Raw genomic sequence first — 18,326 nt, 5'->3', positions numbered from 1 at the left:
CTCTTGTGGGGGTTCCACCATCTTGAACAGCAACACCTTCCGTTCGGCTGCCCTGGCGATCGCCGCCGCTCCCGTCGCACTGCTCGTCGCCGTCCCCGCGCACGCAGCCACCGCGACGGCCCCGGCCACTCCGGGCGGAGGCCACGGAAAGGCGAGCGCGGTCGTGCTCCGCGCCGGGCTCGACGTCTCGCTCCTGAACAAGTCGGTCCAGGTGCCGCTCAAGACCTCGCTCAACGAGGTCCACGCGCCGGCGAGCGCGGAGAAGACCGCGCTCACCGTCGAGCTCGACGGCGTCGACAAGGGCCGTCCCTTCCACATGCTGAAGGCCGACGTCGCCACGGCGAACGCCACGGTGGACGCGCACAAGGCGGAGGGGTACAGCAACCTCGCCGAGGCGCGGGTGCATGTGCCGGGGCTGCGGGCGCTCTCGCTGATCGAGATCGAGAAGGTCACGTCCAGGGCCGTGTGCGAGGTGGGCCACAAGCCGGTCGCGGAGTCGAACGTGCTGGGGCACGTGACGGTGCTCGGCAAGAAGACCACGCTCACGTCGGGAGGCACGACGAAGGTCGAGGTACCGGGTGTCGGTGAGGTGACGCTCGACCTGTCGAAGACCGTGACGACCAAGCGGACGGCGGCCGCGACGGCGCTCCAGCTGCGGGTCTCCGTGAACCCGCTCGAGCTGAACGTCGCCGAGGTGGAGGGCGAGATCACGCTGGCCGAGGCGACGTGCGAGACGCCCAAGGGCGGTGGCTCGGACAACGGGGGTTCCTCCGGCAACGGCGGATCGACGGGCGGCGACAGCGGCTCCGGCGACACGGACGGCACCGGCGGCAAGGAAGAGCCCGTCGACGTGAAGCCCCAGACCGGATCCGACCCGGTCCAGGCCTCCTCCGGCGACCTCGCCGAGACCGGATCCAGCTCCTCGACCCCGTACATCGCGGGTGGAGCCGCCGTCCTGCTGGCGGTCGGAGCGGGCGCCACGGTCCTCGCCCGTAAGCGCGCCCGGGGCTGATCACCTTCCGGTGGGAGCGGTGCCCGCACATAGGAGCACCGCTCCCGCTCGCCCCGGAGAACCGTCAGCCGACGGTTCTCCGGGGCAGCCCCTGCAGCGCCAGGTCGAGCGCCTGAAGGAACCTGTTGGTCGTCACACGGTCGCGTACGGCGATCCGCAGATACTCACCGCCCAGCCCGGGAAACGTGTCCCCGCGCCGCGCCGCGAATCCGCGCGAGCGCAGCAGATCCCGTACCTCGCCCGCCCGCTCCAGCCGCAGCAGCACGAACGGCCCTGCGGCCGGCTCCACCACCCGTACCTCACTGAACTCCGCGAGACCGGCCAGCAGATGCGCCCGGTCCACCGCGATCCGGTCCGCCGCGTCCGCCGCCTCGACCAGGGCGCGCGGCTCCACGCACGCCTCGGCCGCCGCGAGCGCGGGGGAGGACACCGGCCACAGCGGCTGCGCCTCCTGCAGCAGGGCGACCGTCTCCGGCTCGGCCAGCACATAGCCGATCCGTAGCCCCGCCAGCCCCCAGGTCTTCGTCAGGCTCCGCAGCACCACCAGCCCCGGTACGTCGGTACGCCCGCACAGCGCCTCACGCTCACCCGGTACGGCGTCCATGAACGCCTCGTCGACCACCAGCGTCCGCCCGGGCCGCGCCAGCCGCTCCAGCACCCCCGCGGGATGCAGCACGGACGTCGGGTTGGTCGGGTTGCCGACGACCACCAGGTCCGCGTCCTCCGGCACCGCCGCCGGATCCAGCCGGAAGCCGTCCTCCGGGCGCAGCAGCACCCGCCCGACCTGATGCCCCGCCGCGCGCAGGGCCGCCTCGGGCTCCGTGAACTGCGGATGCACGACGACCGGCCGCCGGACGGGCAGCGCCCGGGCGATCAGCACGAACGCCTCGGCCGCGCCCGCCGTGAGCAGGACTCTCTCCTCGGGCAGCCCGTGCCGCCCCGCGACCGCCGCCCGCGCCGGCCGCCCGTCCGGGTAGGCGGCCAGCGACACCAGCGACGCGGCTATCCGCTGCCGCAGCCAGTCCGGGGGTGTGCCGGTCCGTACGTTGACGGCGAGGTCGGTCAGATCCAGGCCGCGTACTTCCGCGTCGCCGTGGTGCCGCAGGTCGGGCCCGGCGCTCTCGATGTGCTCAGTGGGGGGCAGCATGGCAGCCATGGTGGACGGCTCGGAGCCATTCGTCGATGCCGAGGTGGCTGCCGGTGGCCTCCGGCGGGCCACCGCACAGGTCGCCGACGCCGACTTCCGCTTGGGAACCAGCAGTTCACCGGCGTCCGCGAGCGCCGCGGCCTCCGCGACCGACCCGGTGGCCACAGCCGCACGGGGCGCCGCAGAAGGGTGGGGCACAGGGACCTCCGCCAGTGCTCCCGCCGTGTACGACCGCACGGGCACCCCCAGACGCTCCGCCGCGCCGACGATCCCCGGGTCGTCCGCCCTGGTGTCGAGGGTGGCCAGCTCGATCACGTCGCCGGCCGCGAGTCCGGCCTCCTGGAGCGTCCTCCGGATCAGCCCGAGCACCTCCTCGGCCTGGACGCCGCGACGCGCGCCGACGCCGACGACGAGCGTGGCTCGGGTCATGGCGGAAGGTCCTTCCGGGGACAGGGCTGGGGGAGACGGGCAAGGGCGGCCTGAGGTGCGGGAGGCGGGGTCAATCCGCTAGCAAGGGCCCATGGCGGTATTCGTCGCGCTCGGCGCGTTCCTGATGACCCTGGCGGGCGGCTGGGTCGCGCAGCGCGTCAGCGACCGCCGGCACCTCGTGCTCGGCTTCGCCGGCGGACTGATGCTGGGCGTCGTCGGTCTCGATCTGCTGCCCGAGGCCGTGGAGGCCGCGGACGGTGTGGTGTTCGGCGTCCCCGCCGCTCTGCTGCTGTTCGTGGGCGGCTTCCTGACGGCCCATCTCGTCGAGCGCTCGCTGGCCGTACGCCAGGCGGCACACGGGGCGGGCGAGGAGAGAGTGCCGCAGGTCGGGCTGACGGCGGCGGCCGCGATGGTGGGCCACAGCCTGATGGACGGCATCGCGCTCGGCGCCGCATTCCAGATCGGCGGCGGGATGGGGGCCGCCGTCGCGCTCGCCGTCATCACCCACGACTTCGCCGACGGATTCAACACGTACACGATCACCAGCCTCTACGGAAACGCCCGCCGCAAGGCGCTCCTGATGCTGTACGCGGACGCACTGGCCCCGATCGTGGGCGCTGCGACCACGCTGCTGTTCACCCTTCCGGAGGAACTGCTCGGCTGTTATCTCGGCTTCTTCGGCGGGGCGCTCCTCTACCTCGCCGCTGCCGAGATCCTCCCCGAGGCGCACCACGACCACCCGGCCCGCTCCACGCTGCTGTGCACGGTCGCGGGAGTGGGCTTCATCTGGCTGGTGGTCGGTATCGCCGAGTGACGCCACCCCCGGCACCGGCCCACGCGGGCGGAGCGGCGTCACCCCCGGCACCGCTCCACGAAACGCCGGGCCACCCCGGGCTCCGCCGCCCAGTGCGTGTGCAGATAACTCGCGTGCACGCCCTGCTGGACGAAGCCCTCCACCCGGCGCTCCGGCTGATGCAGACCCCAGGCGGGCGTCGCGCCCGCCCCGGGCTCCAGCACCGTCCGGTGGAACTCGTGCCCGCGCAGCCGGGTCCCGGCCACGGCCAGCACGCTGTCGGACACCGCCACCGCCTGCCGGTAACCGAGCGTCAGCCGCTCGGACATCCGGGCCGAGGCGTCCAGCACCCCGCACATCGGCCGCCCGTCCAGCTCACGGGCCAGATAGAGCAGCCCCGCGCACTCCGCCGCCACGGGAGCACCGGAGAGAGCCAGATCCGTGACCGCCCGGCGCAGCGGCTCGTTCGCGGACAGCTCCGGTCCGTACACCTCGGGGAAGCCGCCGCCGATGACCAGCCCCGCCGTGCCCGTGGGCAGCTTCTCGTCGTGCAGCGGGTCGAAGACGGCCACCTCCGCGCCCGCCGCCGTCAGCAGCTCGGCGTGCTCCGCGTAGGCGAAGGTGAACGCCGCGCCGCCCGCCACGGCCACCACCGGCCGGGCCCCCTCCTGGGGGTACGCCTCCGGCTCCCACGCCTCGTCCGGCAGGGCGGGCGCCGAGCGGGCCAGCACCATCAGGGCGTCCAGGTCGCAGCCCTCCCGCACGCGGTCACCCATCGCGCGTACGGCTTCGAGGGCGTCGGTCTGCCGCTCCGCCACCGGGACCAGGCCCAGATGACGCGACGGGGTCGCCACCTGCGGCGCCCGCCGCAGCACCCCGAGCACCGGCAGCCCGGACTCGTCGAGCGCCTCCCGGAGCAGCGCCTCATGGCGGTCGGAGGCCACCTTGTTCAGGATCACCCCGCCGATCCGCACCTCCGGGTCCCAGGAGGCGAAACCGTGCGCGAGGGCCGCGACCGACCGCGACTGCGAGGAGGCGTCGACGACCAGCACGACGGGAGCCCGCAGCAGCTTGGACACCTGGGCGGTCGAGGCGAGTTCACCCTGCCCCGAGGCCCCGTCGTACAGCCCCATGACCCCTTCGACGACGGCCAGGTCGCAGCCGCTCGCCCCGTGCGTGAACAGCGGGGCGATCAGACCGGGCCCGCACATGTACGCGTCGAGGTTGCGCCCCGGGCGGCCGGTCGCCAGCGCGTGATACCCCGGGTCGATGTAGTCGGGCCCCACCTTGTGCGGGGACACCGCGAGACCGCGTCCCGCGAACGCGGCCATCAGGCCCGTGGCGACCGTGGTCTTGCCGCTGCCCGAAGCGGGGGCGGCGATGACCAGACGAGGAACACTCACCACTCGATGCCTCTCTGGCCCTTCTGGCCGGCGTCCATCGGGTGCTTGACCTTCGACATGTCGGTCACCAGGTCGGCGGCCTCGATCAGCTTCTGCGGCGCGTTCCGTCCCGTGATCACCACGTGCTGCGTGCCCGGACGGTCGCGCATCACCTCGACGACCTCGTCGGTGTCGATCCAGCCCCAGTGCATCGGGTAGGCGAACTCGTCGAGCACGTACAGCTTGTACGTCTCGGCGGCGAGGTCACGCTTGACCTGCTCCCATCCCTCGCGGGCCTTCTCCTCGTTGTCCAGCTGGTTGTCGCGCTGGACCCACGACCACCCCTCGCCCATCTTGTGCCAGTCGACGGTGCCGCCTTCGCCGCTCGCGCCCAGCACCTTCAGCGCGTTCTCCTCGCCGACCTTCCACTTCGCCGACTTCACGAACTGGAACACCCCGATCGGCCAGCCCTGGTTCCAGGCGCGCAGCGCCAGTCCGAAGGCCGCCGTCGACTTGCCCTTGCCGATGCCCGTGTGGACGAACAGCAGCGGACGGTTGCGCCGCTGACGTGTCGTCAGTCCGTCGTCCGGTACCGATACCGGCTGTCCCTGTGGCATTAAGCGGCCCTCCCGGCAGCAGTGATGTCCTTGACCAGCCCGGCGATCGAGTCGGCGCGCAGCTCGTCGAGCGTGACCGCGCTGCCCCCCAGATCCCGTGCGAGCTGTGCGGCGAGCCCGAGGCGTACGATCCCCGACTCGCAGTCCACGACGACGGACGCGGTGCCCTCGGAGGCGTGCAGCCGTCCGGCCCGCGCCGCCAGGGCCACCGGGTCGACGCCCCCGGTCGCCCGCCCGTCCGTCACCACGACGAGGAGCGCCCGCCGTGACGGATCACGCAGCCGCTCCACCCGCAGCACGTCGTGCGCCTTGAGCAGCCCGGCGGCCAGCGGGGTGCGCCCGCCGGTCGGCAGCGTCTCCAGCCGCGCGGCGGCCGCGTCCACCGACGAGGTGGGCGGCAGCACCACCTCGGCGTCCTTGCCCCGGAAGGTGACCAGGCCGACCTTGTCCCGGCGCTGATAGGCGTCCAGCAGCAGCGACATCACCGCCCCCTTCACGGCGCTCATCCGCTGCCGGGCCGCCATCGACCCGGAGGCGTCCACGACGAACAGCACGAGATTGCCCTCGCGCCCCTCCCGCGTCGCCTGCCGCAGATCGTCCCGCCGCACGACGAGACCCCGCCCCGAACGCCCGCGCGCCCGCTGGTGCGGAGCCGCCGCCTGCACGGTCGCCGCCAGGTGCAGCTTCGTCAGCGCACCCTCGGGCCGCCGCGACCCGGTGGTCCGGCCGTGCTCGGTACGCGCCCGGGACCGTCGCCCGGCCGCGCCCTCGCCGAGTCCGGGCACGCTGAGCATCTTCGTACGGAACGGCTCGCCGGCCCGCACGGGCTGCTGCTCCCCGGCGCCGCCGCCCGGCGCGGGCGCGTCGCCGCTCCCGGTCTGCTCCCGACCGGGCGCGTCGGTACCGCCGTCGTCGGGACCACCCGTGTCCGTACCGCCGTCCTCGGGGCCGCCGCCCTGCGGGGGCACCCCGCCGCCGGGCCCGTCGGGGTCAGGATCGTCGTCGCTCCCGCCGTCGCCGTCCGCCGCGTCCCGCAGGGCCTCGTCCAGCTTGTCCTCGTCCAGTCCGGGCGCGTCGAACGGATTGCGCCGGCGCCGGTGGGGGAGCGCCAGGAGCGCGGCCTGCCGCACGTCGTCCGCGACGACCTCCTCGCGCCCCGCCCACGCGGCCAGCGCCGTCGCGGTGCGGGCCATGACGATGTCGGCGCGCATCCCGTCGACCTCGAACGCCGCGCACGTCGCCGCGATCTGCCGCAACACGCCGTCGCCGAGCACCACATGGGGAAGCAGGGCGCGCGCGGCGACGATCCGCTCGCGCAACGCGGCCTCCTCGTCGGCCCACCGCGCGGCGAACCCGGCCGGATCGTCGTCGTAGGCGAGCCTGCGCCGCACGACCTCGACGCGCAGGTCCGTCTCACGCGAGGCCGCCACCTCGACGGTCAGCCCGAAGCGGTCCAACAGCTGGGGGCGCAATTCGCCTTCCTCGGGATTCATGGTCCCGACCAGCAGGAAGCGCGCCGCGTGACGGACCGAGACACCCTCCCGCTCCACGTACGAGGCACCCATGGCCGCCGCGTCGAGCAGCAGGTCCACCAGGTGGTCATGGAGGAGATTGACCTCGTCGACGTAGAGGATCCCGCGATGGGCGTCGGCGAGGAGCCCCGGTTCGAAGGCCTTCACGCCCTCCGAGAGAGCCCGTTCGATGTCGAGGGCGCCGACCAGCCGGTCCTCCGAAGCGCCGACCGGAAGCTCCACGGTCCGCGCCGGCCGCGACACGCCCGTACCCGTCTCGTGGGGACCGTCGGGACACGCCGGATCGGGTGCTCCCGGGTCGCACGAGAAGCGGCACCCCGACACGACCCCGACCTCGGGCATGAGCGCGGCGAGCGCGCGTACGGCGGTGGACTTGGCGGTGCCCTTCTCGCCGCGGACCAGGACCCCGCCGACGGCGGGACTGACCGCGTTGAGCAGGAGTCCTAGCCGCAGGTCGTCCTGTCCGACGATGGCGGTGAAGGGATACGGCGTACTCACAGGGCCTCCTCTGTCGCAACCACAACTGCATGACCGGGCGCGGGCGGCGCACCCGGCGGGATGAACGGCAGCCCCTTCGGCGCGCCGGTCTCGATCAGCCGCCACAACGCGTCCGTGTCCGCGTGTTCCTCGATCAGATCCCCCAGCCGGTCCAGCTGTTCCTCCCGCAACGCCCCGAAGCTCGTGTCCGGCGCCGCGGTGAACCGCCGCCCCGCGGCCCGCGCGACCTCGCCCAGGAACGCCCGCCGGAACGCGTCGCTCTCCAGCGACCCGTGCCAGTGCGTCCCCCAGACCGAGCCGACCCGGCACCCGTCGAGGAACGGCTCGCCGCCGCTCACCTCGGCGACCCCGTGATGGATCTCGTAACCCTCCACCGGCTCCCCGAGCGCCGACCCGACGGGCCGCCCCAGGACCTTCTCCCGGCCGAAACGGACGCGTACGGGCAGCAGCCCGAGCCCCTCGACCAGTCCGGCCCGCGACTCCACGTCGTCCTCGATCCGCTCACCCAGCACCTGGAACCCGCCGCAGATGCCCAGCACCGGGCGGCCCTCCGCAGCCCGCCGCAGCAGGGCGTCGGCCAGCCCCCGCTCGCGCAGCCACGCCAGCGCCTTCACGGTGCCCCGCGTCCCGGGCACGATCACGAGGTCCGCGTCGACGAGCTCCTCCGCCCGGTCCACGAACCGCACCACCACACCCGGCTCGGCCGCCAGCGCGTCCACATCGGTGAAGTTCGACATCAGCGGCACCGCGCACACCGCGACCCGCAGCACGTCCTCGCCGTGCGGCGGCGCCACGACCGACTCCCGCACGGTGCCGCGCATCGAGACGCGCAGCCCGTCCTCCTCGTCGATGCCCAGCCCGTGGGCGTACGGCAGCACCCCGTACGTCCGCCGCCCCGTGAGCCCGAGCAGCATGTCGAGACCGGGCTCCAGCAGCGACACGTCACCGCGGAACTTGTTGACGAGGTATCCCGCGACCAGCGACTGGTCCTCGGGGCTCAGCAGCGCCGTCGTGCCGAAGAACGAGGCGAACACACCGCCCCGGTCGATGTCGCCGACCACCAGCACCGGAAAGCGCGCGGCCCGGGCGATGCCCATGTTCACGATGTCCGTCCGCCGCAGATTGATCTCGGCAGGACTGCCCGCCCCCTCGCAGATCACGGCGTCATACGTGCCCCGCAGCTGCTCCAGACAGTCCACGACCGTCCCCAGCAGCGCCTCCTGGCGACCGCCGTGGTAGCCGCGCGCACTCATCTCGCCGACCGGCTTCCCCATCAGGACGACCTGGCTCGACCGGTCGCCGCCGGGCTTGAGCAGCACCGGGTTCATCAGCGCGGACGGCTCCACCCGGGCGGCCTGCGCCTGCATCGCCTGGGCGCGGCCGATCTCCGCCCCCTCCCGGGTGACGAACGAGTTCAGCGACATGTTCTGCGCCTTGAACGGCGCGACCTTCACCCCCCGGCGCACCAGCCACCGGCAGATCCCTGCCGTGACGACGCTCTTGCCCGCGTCCGAGGTGGTCCCCGCGACCAGCAGCCCGCCGCTCATCCGACTCTCCGTCCCATGGCCAGCCGCCCCGCCGCGCACACGGCGAGGGCCAGCACACTCACCCGGCGCGACAGCCGCACCGCGCGTTCGATGTCCGTGACCCGCACATCCCGGCCGGCCTCGCCGTTGAGCACCGGCCGGTGCTCGACCCGCCCGCCGTACGCGAGGGTGCCGCCGAGCCGTACGCCCAGCGCCCCCGCGAACGAGGCCTCCACCGGGCCCGCGTTGGGGCTGGGATGCCTGCCCGCGTCCGCCCGCCAGGCCCGGACCGCCTCGCGCGGGCGCCCCCCGGCGGCCACGGCGAGCACGGCGGTGAGCCGGGCCCCGGGCCAGCCGGCGGCGTCGTCGAGCCGGGCCGACGCCCAGCCGTAGCGCCGGTAGCGGGGCGACTTGTGCCCGACCATGGCGTCGAGCGTGTTGACGGCCCGGAAGGCCACCAGCCCGGGCACTCCTCCGAGCGCGCCCCACACGAGGGCTCCCACGACGGCGTCGGAGGTGTTCTCGGCGACGGACTCCACCACGGCGCGGGCGATCTGCTGCCCGTCCAGCGACTGCGGGTCGCGGCCGCACAGATGCGGCAGCCGCTCCCGGGCCAGCTCGATGTCCCCGGCGGCCAGCGCCCCGCCGATGGCGCGGGCCTCGCGCCCCAGCGAGGTGCCCCCGACGACGGACCAGGTGGCGGCCGCGGTCAGCGCCACGGCGGCGGCGGGACGGTTCCGGGCGGCACGCGCGGCCAGGACGGCGGCGCCCGTGGCGCCCCCGGCACAGACGAGCGTGTGCAGGACGCCCCAGCCGCGGTGGTCGCGCCACAGGCGGCGCTCGGCGCCCGCCGCTGCACGCCCGAAGGCGGCGACGGGGTGGCCACGCCGGGGATCACCGAACAGCAGGTCGCCGATCAGGCCGGCGGCGGCTCCGTACGCGAAGATGCGGTCGGCTCGCACCGCTCAGCCGGCCGTCGCGCCTCGGAGGACCTTCGTGACGGGGGGTGAAGCGACCGACGCAGGGCAGCCAGACATGGCGTATGTCCTCACTCAGGGTCCGCGCCCTGGTTCGACGTGACCGGCGACGAGAGTCTCCTGGCTTCCGGATCCGCAGTTCCTCCGGCCTTCCAGCCCGCGGTGGCGGGCCGTGACTTCCGTGTGGAGGCTGCTCCCCGGTGACAGTGGCGGGACCGCGCCGGATTCGCACCGGCTTCCTCTCCTGTCGCCGTAAATGGCTCCGGCAGTCCACCATGCCCCGTGAACGCCCGTCAACCTGCCGTTGACCTGCGAGGCTTCAATGTGCTCAGACGCACACCGGGCCGGACACACGTGGTGTGTCCGGCCCGGGCGGGAGTCCGCGTGGGAGCGGTCAGGCGACGATCAGATAGATCCCGTACGCGACCGCCGCCGCGCACAGCCCGAAGCAGGCGTACGCGCCGGTGCGCACCAGGCCGTTGGCACCGCCGCCGCCCTGCGCGGCCGACGTCTGCCTGGCCATGCCCGTGATGCCGAGGGTGAAGAGGCCGACCAGTGCGACGGTGACCACGAGGCTGACGCCGAAGACGGACGCGAGAGCTGCCCAGTCGATGTTCATGCGGATTCGTCCTTACACCGTGGCCGGGTCGGCCGGGGTTCCGGCCGTCGTGGCCGGGGCCGAGATGGTGGTCTTGAGCTCCGGTACGACGGCACCGGCGGGCGGCGGGCTGACCGCGGAGACGGCGGTGGTGACGACGCCCGCGGGCTCGGCCTCCGCGTTCACGTTGGTGTGGTCGACCGGCTTGCGGCGCGACAGCAGCCAGATGGCTCCGGAGCCCGCGACGAGGAGGACGGCGACCACCCCGACGCCCCAGGGCCCCTGCTTGGTCAGGAACTCGGCGCCCGCGCCCATCAGACCGGCGGCCGGCAGGGTCAGGCCCCAGGCGACGAACATCCGGGTGGCGGTGGACCAGCGGACCACGCCTCCCTTGCGTCCGAGACCCGCGCCCATGACGGCACCGGAGCAGGACTGCGTGGTGGAGAGGGAGAAGCCGAGGTGCGAGGAGGCCAGGATGACCGTGGCCGCGCTCGTCTGGGCCGCGAAGCCCTGCGGCGGACGCAGGTCGGTGAGGCCGCTGCCCATGGTGCGGATGATGCGCCAGCCGCCGAGGTAGGTGCCCATCGCGATGGCGATACCCGCGGAGGCGATGACCCAGACCGGCGGGTTGGAGCCGGGAGAGAGGACGCCACCGGTGACCAGGGCCAGGGTGATGATGCCCATGGTCTTCTGCGCGTCGTTGGTGCCGTGGGCGAGCGAGACGAGACCGGCCGAGGCGATCTGGCCGGCGCGGTACCCCTTGGCGGTCGACTTCAGCTGCGCCTCGTCGGTGATCTTCCGGTTGAGGCGGTACGTCAGCTTCGTGGCCAGCAGCGCGGCGAGACCGGCCACGACCGGGGCGGCGATCGCGGGCAGCAGGACCTTCGTGACGACGGTGCCGCCATTGATCGAGGACCAGCCGGCCGACATGACCGCGGCGCCGATGAGGCCGCCGAAGAGTGCGTGGGAGGAACTGGAGGGCAGGCCGACCAGCCAGGTCAGCAGATTCCACAGGATCGCGCCGACGAGCGCCGCGAAGATGACCTCGGTTCTGAGGCCGTTCTCGTTGATGATCCCGCCGGAGATGGTCTTGGCGACCTCCACCGACAGGAACGCGCCGACGAGGTTGAGAACGGCGGACATGGCCACCGCTGTCTTGGGCTTGAGAGCGCCGGTCGAGATGGTGGTGGCCATCGCGTTGGCGGTGTCGTGGAAACCGTTCGTGAAATCGAACACGAGAGCTGTCACGATCACAATCGCGAGCAGCAGCGTGATGTGTTCCATTTACCCAGGCAATCGTTCGACGTCAGTGGCACGTGGAACGTAAGCAACCAGGGTGAACGGAAGATGAACTGGGCAGGGCGGCACGGTGACCCCAACCGTGTGCACCGGTTCCGCTTGTGTGCGCGAGGGGTGGGCCCGACCGCCGCCGCCGGTGCGGGGCCCGGCGCCGCCCGATGCGGGGGATCTTGACCGGGACCGATTCGCTCCGTCGGGGAGACATCGGTCACGTGACTCTAGGATTCCCCGTATGGGTGACATGGATGAGCGTGCTGTCGAACAGGCGTGGGACGGTGTCGTCGCGACGGCCCGCAGGACGGCGGCGGACGGCCTGGTCGTCGGAACCTCGGGCAATGTGTCGGCCCGGGTGGGCGACATCGTCCTGGTCACTCCCAGCGGGGTGCCCTACGACCGGCTCGGCCCCGGGGACGCCGTCGGCGTCGACCTCGAAGGACGCCAGGTCCTCGGCGACCTGGTGCCGACCAGCGAACTCCCGCTCCATCTGGCCGTCTACCGCGGCAGTGACGCCGCGGCGGTCGTCCACACCCACGCCGTGCACGCCACGGCCGTCTCCACCCTCGTCCCCGAGGTGCCGCTCATCCACTACGCCGCCGCCCTGCTCGGCGGCCCCGTCCGCACCGCCGCCTACGCGCGCTACGGGACGCCGGAGCTCGCCGACAACATGCTGGCCGCCCTGCGCGACCGCACCGGCTGCCTGCTGCGGAACCACGGCACCGTCACCTACGGGCGCACCCTCGACGAGGCCTACGACCGCACCGCCCAGCTCGAATGGATGTGCAGGCTCTGGCTGACCGCGAGCTCCGTTCCCGGCCACAGCCCGAGCCTCCTCACCCCGGCCCAGCTGCGCGACGTCCAGGACGCCCTGAAGGGCTACGGCCAGCGCGGCTGAGCCCGGCGCCGCACCGTACAGCCCCTGCCCACTGGCCAACGGCGCCCCGGCCCAGGACACTGGAGCCGTGCGCCCGGCAACAGCGGCGGCAGTGGCCGCAACCTCGATCCTCGGCGCCGGCGCGGCAGCGGTCGCCGCCGGCCGCTACGCCAGCGACGCCGCCCTCGGGGCGCCCTCGGGGCGGCCCTTCCCGGCCGACCGCCGTCTCACCGTGCACGCCACCGCGGCCGGGCAGATCACTCTGACCCGCTCCTTTCCCGCGCTGCGCCCCGGTACGTACGGACTGGCCGGCCGCGGTGTCCACGCGGTGGTCGGCCCGGTGATCGAACAGGTGCCGGGCCATTCCGTCATCTCTCCCGACACCGTGGTCCGCCGGCTGGAGCGCGTGACCCTCGGCAGCCTGAAGCCGGGCGCCCGGGTCCGCCTCACCCCGGAGCTCCACCGCGGCGACCCGCTCGCCGCCCTCGGCCTCGCGTACAAGGAGGTCGAGGTCCCCGGCGAACTCGGTCCCCTGCCCGCCTGGTTCGTGCCCGCCGCCCGCGACACCTGGGTGATCACGGTGCACGGCCTCGGCACCACCAGGGACCACCCCATGAACGTGATGGGGTTCCTCAACGCCCAGCAGCTTCCGGTGCTCGACCTGGCCTACCGCGGCGACGTGGGCGCCCCGCGCTCCCCGGACGGGCTCGCCCATCTCGGCGAGTCCGAATGGCGCGACCTCGACGCGGCCATCCGCTACGCGGTGCGCTACGGGGCCGAGAACGTCATCCTGTACGGCTGGTCCTCCGGCGCCTCGATGGCCCTGCACGCGGCCGTCAACTCCGCCCTCCGCGATCGCGTCAGCGGCCTCGTCCTCGACTCCCCGGTCCTGGACTGGAAGGCCACCCTGCGCGCCCTCGCCTCGGCCCGGGGCGTCCCCTCCGCGCTGCTGCCCCTCGCCGTCCGGGCCGCCCAGGGCCAGACCGGACTGCACGGAGCCCCGCTCCTGGACACCTCGGTGCCGGCGGCCCTGCACGCTCCCACGATGATCGTCCACGGCCCCGACGACACCCTGGCTCCCTGGCAGCAGTCCCGGGAACTCGCCGAACGCCGCCCGGACCTGGTGTCCCTGCACTCCGTACCGCAGGCTCCGCATGCGGCGATGTGGAATGCCGACCCGGCCGGTTACGAAGAGGCGCTCCGGCGCTTCCTCACGCCCCTGATGTGAGCTGATGCGCCGGAACCGCCCGGTTGGCACCCCTGCCCGGAAGCCCCCCGAACCCCGGTGACACGGCTTCCGTTTGGGCTTTCGGGCCGTCAGAGGCAAGACTGCTCCTCGTGACGTCCCGTACCCCGCGCGACTCCAGGCTGCGACTTGTCCGCCCGCGACCCCAGGCAACCGCCCGCAAGGCCGTGACGACCCGGCGCACCAGGCCGGCCCCCCGCCCACCCGAGGGCACACCGCCCCCGGCGGAACTGGCACGCCAGGCCAGGGCCGTACTGGCCGATGCCGTACGGATCGCCCACTGGGCCGCGGACGGCACGAGTACGGGCTCCGCCCCGCTCGCCGCCCAGGCCCTGGAGCGGGCCGCCGCAGCCCTGGAGCTGTCCCCGGCCCAGGTCCGGGCCGGCTGGGACCGGGCCAGGCTGGCCGGACTCATCGAGCTGCACGGCGACACCGCCCGTCCCGGCTGGCGGCTGCGCGCCTGGGACCGCGACGACTCCGCCGTGCTCCGGGGCTGGGTGGCGCTCTTCGACGCCTGGTCGCTGGTCCACGCCTCACCCGACGGCATCGAGGCCACCGCGGTGGCGGAAGCCGTCGAGGCCGTGCCCCAGGTGCTCTCCCTGCTCCAGCTCTCGGCGGGCGCCGTCACCGTGCCCGCGCTCCTCGACCTGCTGGGCCAGCGCGTCGCGGAGCTCCACGAGGAGCGGTGCGAGGTGCCGTACGGACCGCAGGAACAGCCCGTATCCGCGGGCGGGCGGTCCGCCGACCTCAACGCCCTGCTGCTCGACTGGGCCCTCGAGGGCCTCGCCTCAGTCGGCGCCCTCACGCTCGGCGCCGGCCACGCCACCCTCACTCCGCTGGGCAACTGGGCGGTCTGGGTCAAGCTCGAACAGATCTGCGTCGCCGCCCAGAGCCCGGCCGGCAACATCGAGCAGTCCGCAGCGGACATGCTGCTCGGCTGCGCCCGGCTCACCCCCGGCCCGGCCCGCGCCGAATACCGGGCCTGGCTCGCCGCCCGGCCCGTCGGCAGCGCGGTCGCCGAGCTGCTGGCGGTCGCCCGCGGCGAAGACGCCCTGCTGCGCGGCCTCGCCTTCGAGGCGCTCCGCGTCGTCGGCGCCCCTGCGGAGCCCGTCGTCCGCTCCGTCGTCACTGAGGCGCCGCTGCGCCCCTACGCACTGCTCTGGCTCGCCGAGTACGAGGGCACCGACCCGGACGACGCCCAGGACGTCCTCAGCCGTGAGGAGGCCACCTGGCTCTGGGTCGACACGGCCGCGGCCGTGGCCGACCACGGCGAGACCGGGCTGCTGGTCCGCCATCTCGACTCCGCGGTCCAGGGCACGGTCCCCGCGCTCCTGGACGAGGTGCGCGCGGTGGGGCACCCGCGGACCGTCCAGGTGCTGGTCGCCCTGGCCGCCGCCCATCCGGACCCGGCCCTCGCCAAAGCCGTACGCCGCGCCGCCTTCCAGGTGCACACCGGCGGGGCCTGACCAAGCGCGCCGGCGCGGCGCAGGGGCGCAGCCCCCGGGGGAGTCAGCCCGAGGCCCCCGGGGAGTACGTCCCGAAGCTCCACACGTTGCCCTCCGCGTCCCGCGCCATGTAGTCGCGTGAGCCGTAGTCCTGGTCGGTGGGCGGCATCAGGATCTCCACGCCGTGCTCCACGGCCCGCGCGTGGTGGGCGTCCACGTCGTCCACCACCACGTACACCCCGGCGGGCCCGGCGCCGGCCATCGCCTTGGCGAAGACACCCCCGCCTCCCTTGGAACCGAGCATCACCCGGCCGTTGCCGCAGGACAGCTCGGCATGGATCACGCTGCCGTCCTCGCCCTCGTACACCCCTTCCTCGGTGAACCCCAGGGCCTGGGTCAGCACTCCGATCGCGGCCTTCGCGTCGTCGTACAGAAGTGTCGGAAAGATGGTGGGAACACCGTCCGTGCCTGCCATCACGCTCACCCTCTCCAGCCAACTGGATGTGATCTCCGTCTCAGTCTTCCACCGGCCACCGACAACGTCAGCCGAAGGTGTCGCGGCGGCTCGGGTCACCGGTGAGGAATCCCGTGGTGAACCACTGGCGGCGCTGCGCGGACGAGCCGTGCGTCGTCCGCAGCTCGTCGACGGATCCCAGGTCCAGATGGACCTGCCGGTCGCCGGGGCAGTGGAAGGGGCCCACCGCCGAGGTGGCCGAACCGCAGGCGGTGCCGATCCGGTCGCTGAACAGGACGGTCCGGGCTCCCGTCCAGGTCTCGCCACTCCGCTCGGACTCCCGTCTCCAGTAGTCCTGCATGCTGTTGACGACCGCCACCGTCCGGCAGTCGTCCTTGGTGTCGTCCTCGCCCGTCCGGCAGCTCTGCTCGACCTGCACGGGCCACCACCCGCTGCTCCGGCCGCTCCACGGCGCGTGTGCCGTCCTGCGCCGCGTGTCAGTCAGTTTGCCCGGGTGTGCCCGGCTCTGTGACGCACCGCGGTGAAGCGCTGACGGGCCGGGAGCATGCGGTAAAGCAGGTGGACACCGCCAGTAGACTGAGTCCCATGGCAATTCTCCTTGTGCATTAGACGGCGTCGAGTCGTGAGCCCGCTGTCCCTCCGCCGTCCATACCGCCCTGGAGTTTTTCCGTGATCACCGCTTCCGGCATCGAGCTGCGCGCCGGCGCCCGCATCCTCATCGAGTCCGCCTCCTTCCGTATCGCCAAGGGCGACCGCATCGGCCTGGTCGGCCGCAACGGCGCCGGCAAGACCACCCTCACCAAGTGCCTCGCGGGGGAGGGGACACCGGCCGGCGGCACCATCACCAACAGCGGCGAGGTCGGCTACCTCCCGCAGGACCCGCGCACCGGCGACCTCGACGTCCTGGCCCGCGACCGCATCCTCTCGGCCCGCGGGCTCGACGAGATCCTGCGCAAGATGCGGGAGAACGAGGAGCGGATGGCGAACGGCAAGGGCGCCACCCGCGAGAAGGCCATGAAGCGGTACGAGCGCCTGGAGACGGAGTTCCTCACCAAGGGCGGGTACGCCGCCGAGGCCGAGGCCGCCACCATCGCCGCCGCGCTGAGCCTGCCCGACCGGGTGCTCGGACAGCCCCTGCACACCCTCTCCGGTGGTCAGCGCCGCCGTGTCGAGCTCGCCCGCATCCTCTTCTCGGACGCCGACACCCTGCTGCTCGACGAGCCCACCAACCACCTCGACGCGGACTCGATCGTCTGGCTGCGCGACTACCTCAAGACCTACCGCGGCGGCTTCATCGTGATCTCCCACGACGTCGAGCTGGTCGAGACCGTGGTCAACAAGGTGTTCTACCTCGACGCCAACCGCGCGCAGATCGACATCTACAACATGGGCTGGAAGCTCTACCAGCAGCAGCGCGAGGCCGACGAGAAGCGCCGCAAGCGTGAGCGCCAGAACGCCGAGAAGAAGGCCGCGTCCCTGAACTCGCAGGCCGACAAGATGCGCGCCAAGGCGACCAAGACCGTCGCCGCCCAGAACATGGCCAAGCGGGCCGAGCGCCTGCTCTCGGGGCTTGAGGCCGTGCGGGTCTCCGACAAGGTGGCCAAGCTGCGCTTCCCCGAGCCGTCCCCCTGCGGCAAGACCCCGCTGATGGCCGAGGGCCTCTCCAAGTCCTACGGGTCACTGGAGATCTTCACCGACGTGGACCTCGCCATCGACAAGGGCTCACGCGTCGTCATCCTCGGTCTCAACGGCGCGGGCAAGACCACGCTGCTGCGTCTCCTCGGCGGAGCGGAGAAGCCCGACACAGGGCAGATCATCGAGGGCCACGGCCTCAAGCTCGGCTACTACGCCCAGGAGCACGAGACCCTGGACCCGGAGCGCACCGTCCTGGAGAACATGCGCTCCGCGGCACCCGACCTCGACCTCGTCGAGGTCCGCAAGACGCTCGGCTCCTTCCTCTTCTCCGGCGACGACGTGGACAAGCCCGCCGGAGTGCTCTCCGGCGGTGAGAAGACCCGGCTCGCCCTGGCGACGCTCGTCGTCTCCTCCGCGAACGTGCTGCTGCTCGACGAGCCGACGAACAACCTCGACCCGGCCAGCCGTGAGGAGATCCTCGGGGCGCTGCGCACCTACAAGGGCGCCGTCGTCCTCGTCACCCACGACGAGGGCGCCGTCGAGGCGCTCCAGCCGGAGCGGATCATCCTGCTGCCCGACGGGGTCGAGGACCTCTGGGGTGCGGACTACCGGGACCTGGTGGCCCTCGCCTGACCCGCCGGAGGCTCCTGGATCCGGTGCGGGGCCGGTGATCCAATGCGTCTGGATCATTCGGCCCATCGGTGATCCATCATCTGGGTGAGTGGGTCTCGTACCCCGGCGCGGCGCCCGGCAGATAGCTGCCGGGCGCACTCGTTTCCGGCCACTCCACCCCGTACGGCCCTGACCTGGCCGTTCTGTGCGCATGCCGTCCCTCAGGGGCTCG

The 18,326-nt window shown here is 73.1% G+C and carries 15 protein-coding genes, 1 pseudogene and 1 riboswitch; of the genes and pseudogenes, 6 read left to right on the top strand and 10 right to left on the bottom strand.

The window, feature by feature from the left end:
• Nucleotides 1-22 precede the first annotated feature (22 nt).
• Nucleotides 23-1,012, top strand: a complete 990-nt coding sequence (locus ACIBCU_RS00335) for an SCO1860 family LAETG-anchored protein (protein WP_399228198.1) — start codon at nucleotides 23-25, stop codon at nucleotides 1,010-1,012.
• Between the two features lie 64 nt (nucleotides 1,013-1,076).
• On the opposite strand, the gene cobC is transcribed toward ACIBCU_RS00335, so the two are convergent.
• Nucleotides 1,077-2,588 carry an Rv2231c family pyridoxal phosphate-dependent protein CobC gene (cobC, locus tag ACIBCU_RS00330; protein WP_362932849.1) on the bottom strand — a complete coding sequence of 504 codons (1,512 nt, stop codon included), beginning with the start codon at nucleotides 2,586-2,588 and terminating at the stop codon, nucleotides 1,077-1,079.
• A 91-nt stretch (nucleotides 2,589-2,679) separates the two neighbouring features.
• On the opposite strand from cobC, the gene ACIBCU_RS00325 reads away from it, so the two are divergent.
• Entirely contained in the window at nucleotides 2,680-3,402 is a 723-nt protein-coding gene (locus ACIBCU_RS00325) for a ZIP family metal transporter (protein ID WP_399228195.1), read from the top strand.
• A gap of 38 nt (nucleotides 3,403-3,440) precedes the next feature.
• On the opposite strand, the gene ACIBCU_RS00320 is transcribed toward ACIBCU_RS00325, so the two are convergent.
• The 7 genes from ACIBCU_RS00320 to ACIBCU_RS00290 all read right to left on the bottom strand — a co-directional run bounded on the left by ACIBCU_RS00320 (nucleotide 3,441) and on the right by ACIBCU_RS00290 (nucleotide 11,795).
• Nucleotides 3,441-4,787 carry a cobyrinate a,c-diamide synthase gene (locus tag ACIBCU_RS00320; protein WP_362932847.1) on the bottom strand — a complete coding sequence of 449 codons (1,347 nt, stop codon included), beginning with the start codon at nucleotides 4,785-4,787 and terminating at the stop codon, nucleotides 3,441-3,443.
• Nucleotides 4,781-5,380 carry a cob(I)yrinic acid a,c-diamide adenosyltransferase gene (gene cobO, locus ACIBCU_RS00315; protein ID WP_267076435.1) on the bottom strand — a complete coding sequence of 200 codons (600 nt, stop codon included), beginning with the start codon at nucleotides 5,378-5,380 and terminating at the stop codon, nucleotides 4,781-4,783. Before cobO ends, ACIBCU_RS00320 begins: the two co-directional genes overlap by 7 nt.
• A complete protein-coding gene (locus ACIBCU_RS00310; protein WP_362932842.1) occupies nucleotides 5,380-7,410 on the bottom strand; it encodes a putative cobaltochelatase in 2,031 nt (676 codons plus the stop codon). Before ACIBCU_RS00310 ends, cobO begins: the two co-directional genes overlap by 1 nt.
• Entirely contained in the window at nucleotides 7,407-8,957 is a 1,551-nt protein-coding gene (locus ACIBCU_RS00305; protein WP_399228191.1) for a cobyric acid synthase, read from the bottom strand. Before ACIBCU_RS00305 ends, ACIBCU_RS00310 begins: the two co-directional genes overlap by 4 nt.
• Nucleotides 8,954-9,898: a cobalamin biosynthesis protein gene (locus ACIBCU_RS00300; RefSeq protein WP_399228188.1), complete on the bottom strand. Its 945-nt coding sequence runs from the start codon at nucleotides 9,896-9,898 to the stop codon at nucleotides 8,954-8,956. Before ACIBCU_RS00300 ends, ACIBCU_RS00305 begins: the two co-directional genes overlap by 4 nt.
• A 128-nt stretch (nucleotides 9,899-10,026) precedes the next feature.
• Nucleotides 10,027-10,156, bottom strand: a riboswitch (cobalamin riboswitch).
• A gap of 151 nt (nucleotides 10,157-10,307) precedes the next feature.
• Complete coding sequence (locus tag ACIBCU_RS00295) at nucleotides 10,308-10,532, bottom strand: hypothetical protein (RefSeq protein ID WP_362932833.1); 225 nt, start codon at nucleotides 10,530-10,532, stop codon at nucleotides 10,308-10,310.
• 12 nt (nucleotides 10,533-10,544) lie between these two features.
• On the bottom strand, nucleotides 10,545-11,795 hold the full coding sequence (locus ACIBCU_RS00290; protein ID WP_362932830.1) for an inorganic phosphate transporter: 1,251 nt from the start codon (nucleotides 11,793-11,795) through the stop codon (nucleotides 10,545-10,547).
• A gap of 247 nt (nucleotides 11,796-12,042) precedes the next feature.
• Here ACIBCU_RS00290 and ACIBCU_RS00285 point away from each other — a divergent pair, with 247 nt between their 5' ends.
• From ACIBCU_RS00285 to ACIBCU_RS00275, 3 genes are all read left to right on the top strand, one after another.
• A complete protein-coding gene (locus ACIBCU_RS00285; protein WP_399228185.1) occupies nucleotides 12,043-12,702 on the top strand; it encodes a class II aldolase/adducin family protein in 660 nt (219 codons plus the stop codon).
• Between the two features lie 67 nt (nucleotides 12,703-12,769).
• On the top strand, nucleotides 12,770-13,909 hold the full coding sequence (locus ACIBCU_RS00280) for an alpha/beta hydrolase (RefSeq protein WP_399228183.1): 1,140 nt from the start codon (nucleotides 12,770-12,772) through the stop codon (nucleotides 13,907-13,909).
• Nucleotides 13,910-14,094: 185 nt separating this feature from the next.
• On the top strand, nucleotides 14,095-15,393 hold the full coding sequence (locus tag ACIBCU_RS00275) for a hypothetical protein (protein ID WP_362932952.1): 1,299 nt from the start codon (nucleotides 14,095-14,097) through the stop codon (nucleotides 15,391-15,393).
• Nucleotides 15,394-15,436: 43 nt separating this feature from the next.
• On the opposite strand, the gene ACIBCU_RS00270 is transcribed toward ACIBCU_RS00275, so the two are convergent.
• Nucleotides 15,437-15,847, bottom strand: coding sequence for a VOC family protein (locus ACIBCU_RS00270; protein ID WP_362932821.1), 411 nt, complete (start codon nucleotides 15,845-15,847; stop codon nucleotides 15,437-15,439).
• A gap of 67 nt (nucleotides 15,848-15,914) precedes the next feature.
• Nucleotides 15,915-16,262: pseudogene (locus ACIBCU_RS00265) on the bottom strand (neutral zinc metallopeptidase); the annotation flags it as partial.
• A gap of 254 nt (nucleotides 16,263-16,516) precedes the next feature.
• Between ACIBCU_RS00265 and ACIBCU_RS00260 the strand changes: the two are divergent.
• Entirely contained in the window at nucleotides 16,517-18,115 is a 1,599-nt protein-coding gene (locus ACIBCU_RS00260) for an ABC-F family ATP-binding cassette domain-containing protein (RefSeq protein ID WP_104790058.1), read from the top strand.
• Nucleotides 18,116-18,326 lie beyond the last annotated feature (211 nt).

It is taken from the genome of Streptomyces sp. NPDC051064, from assembly GCF_044455985.1.
Taxonomy (GTDB): Bacteria; Actinomycetota; Actinomycetes; order Streptomycetales; family Streptomycetaceae; genus Streptomyces.
This window is presented reverse-complemented; position numbering and strand designations above follow the sequence as displayed.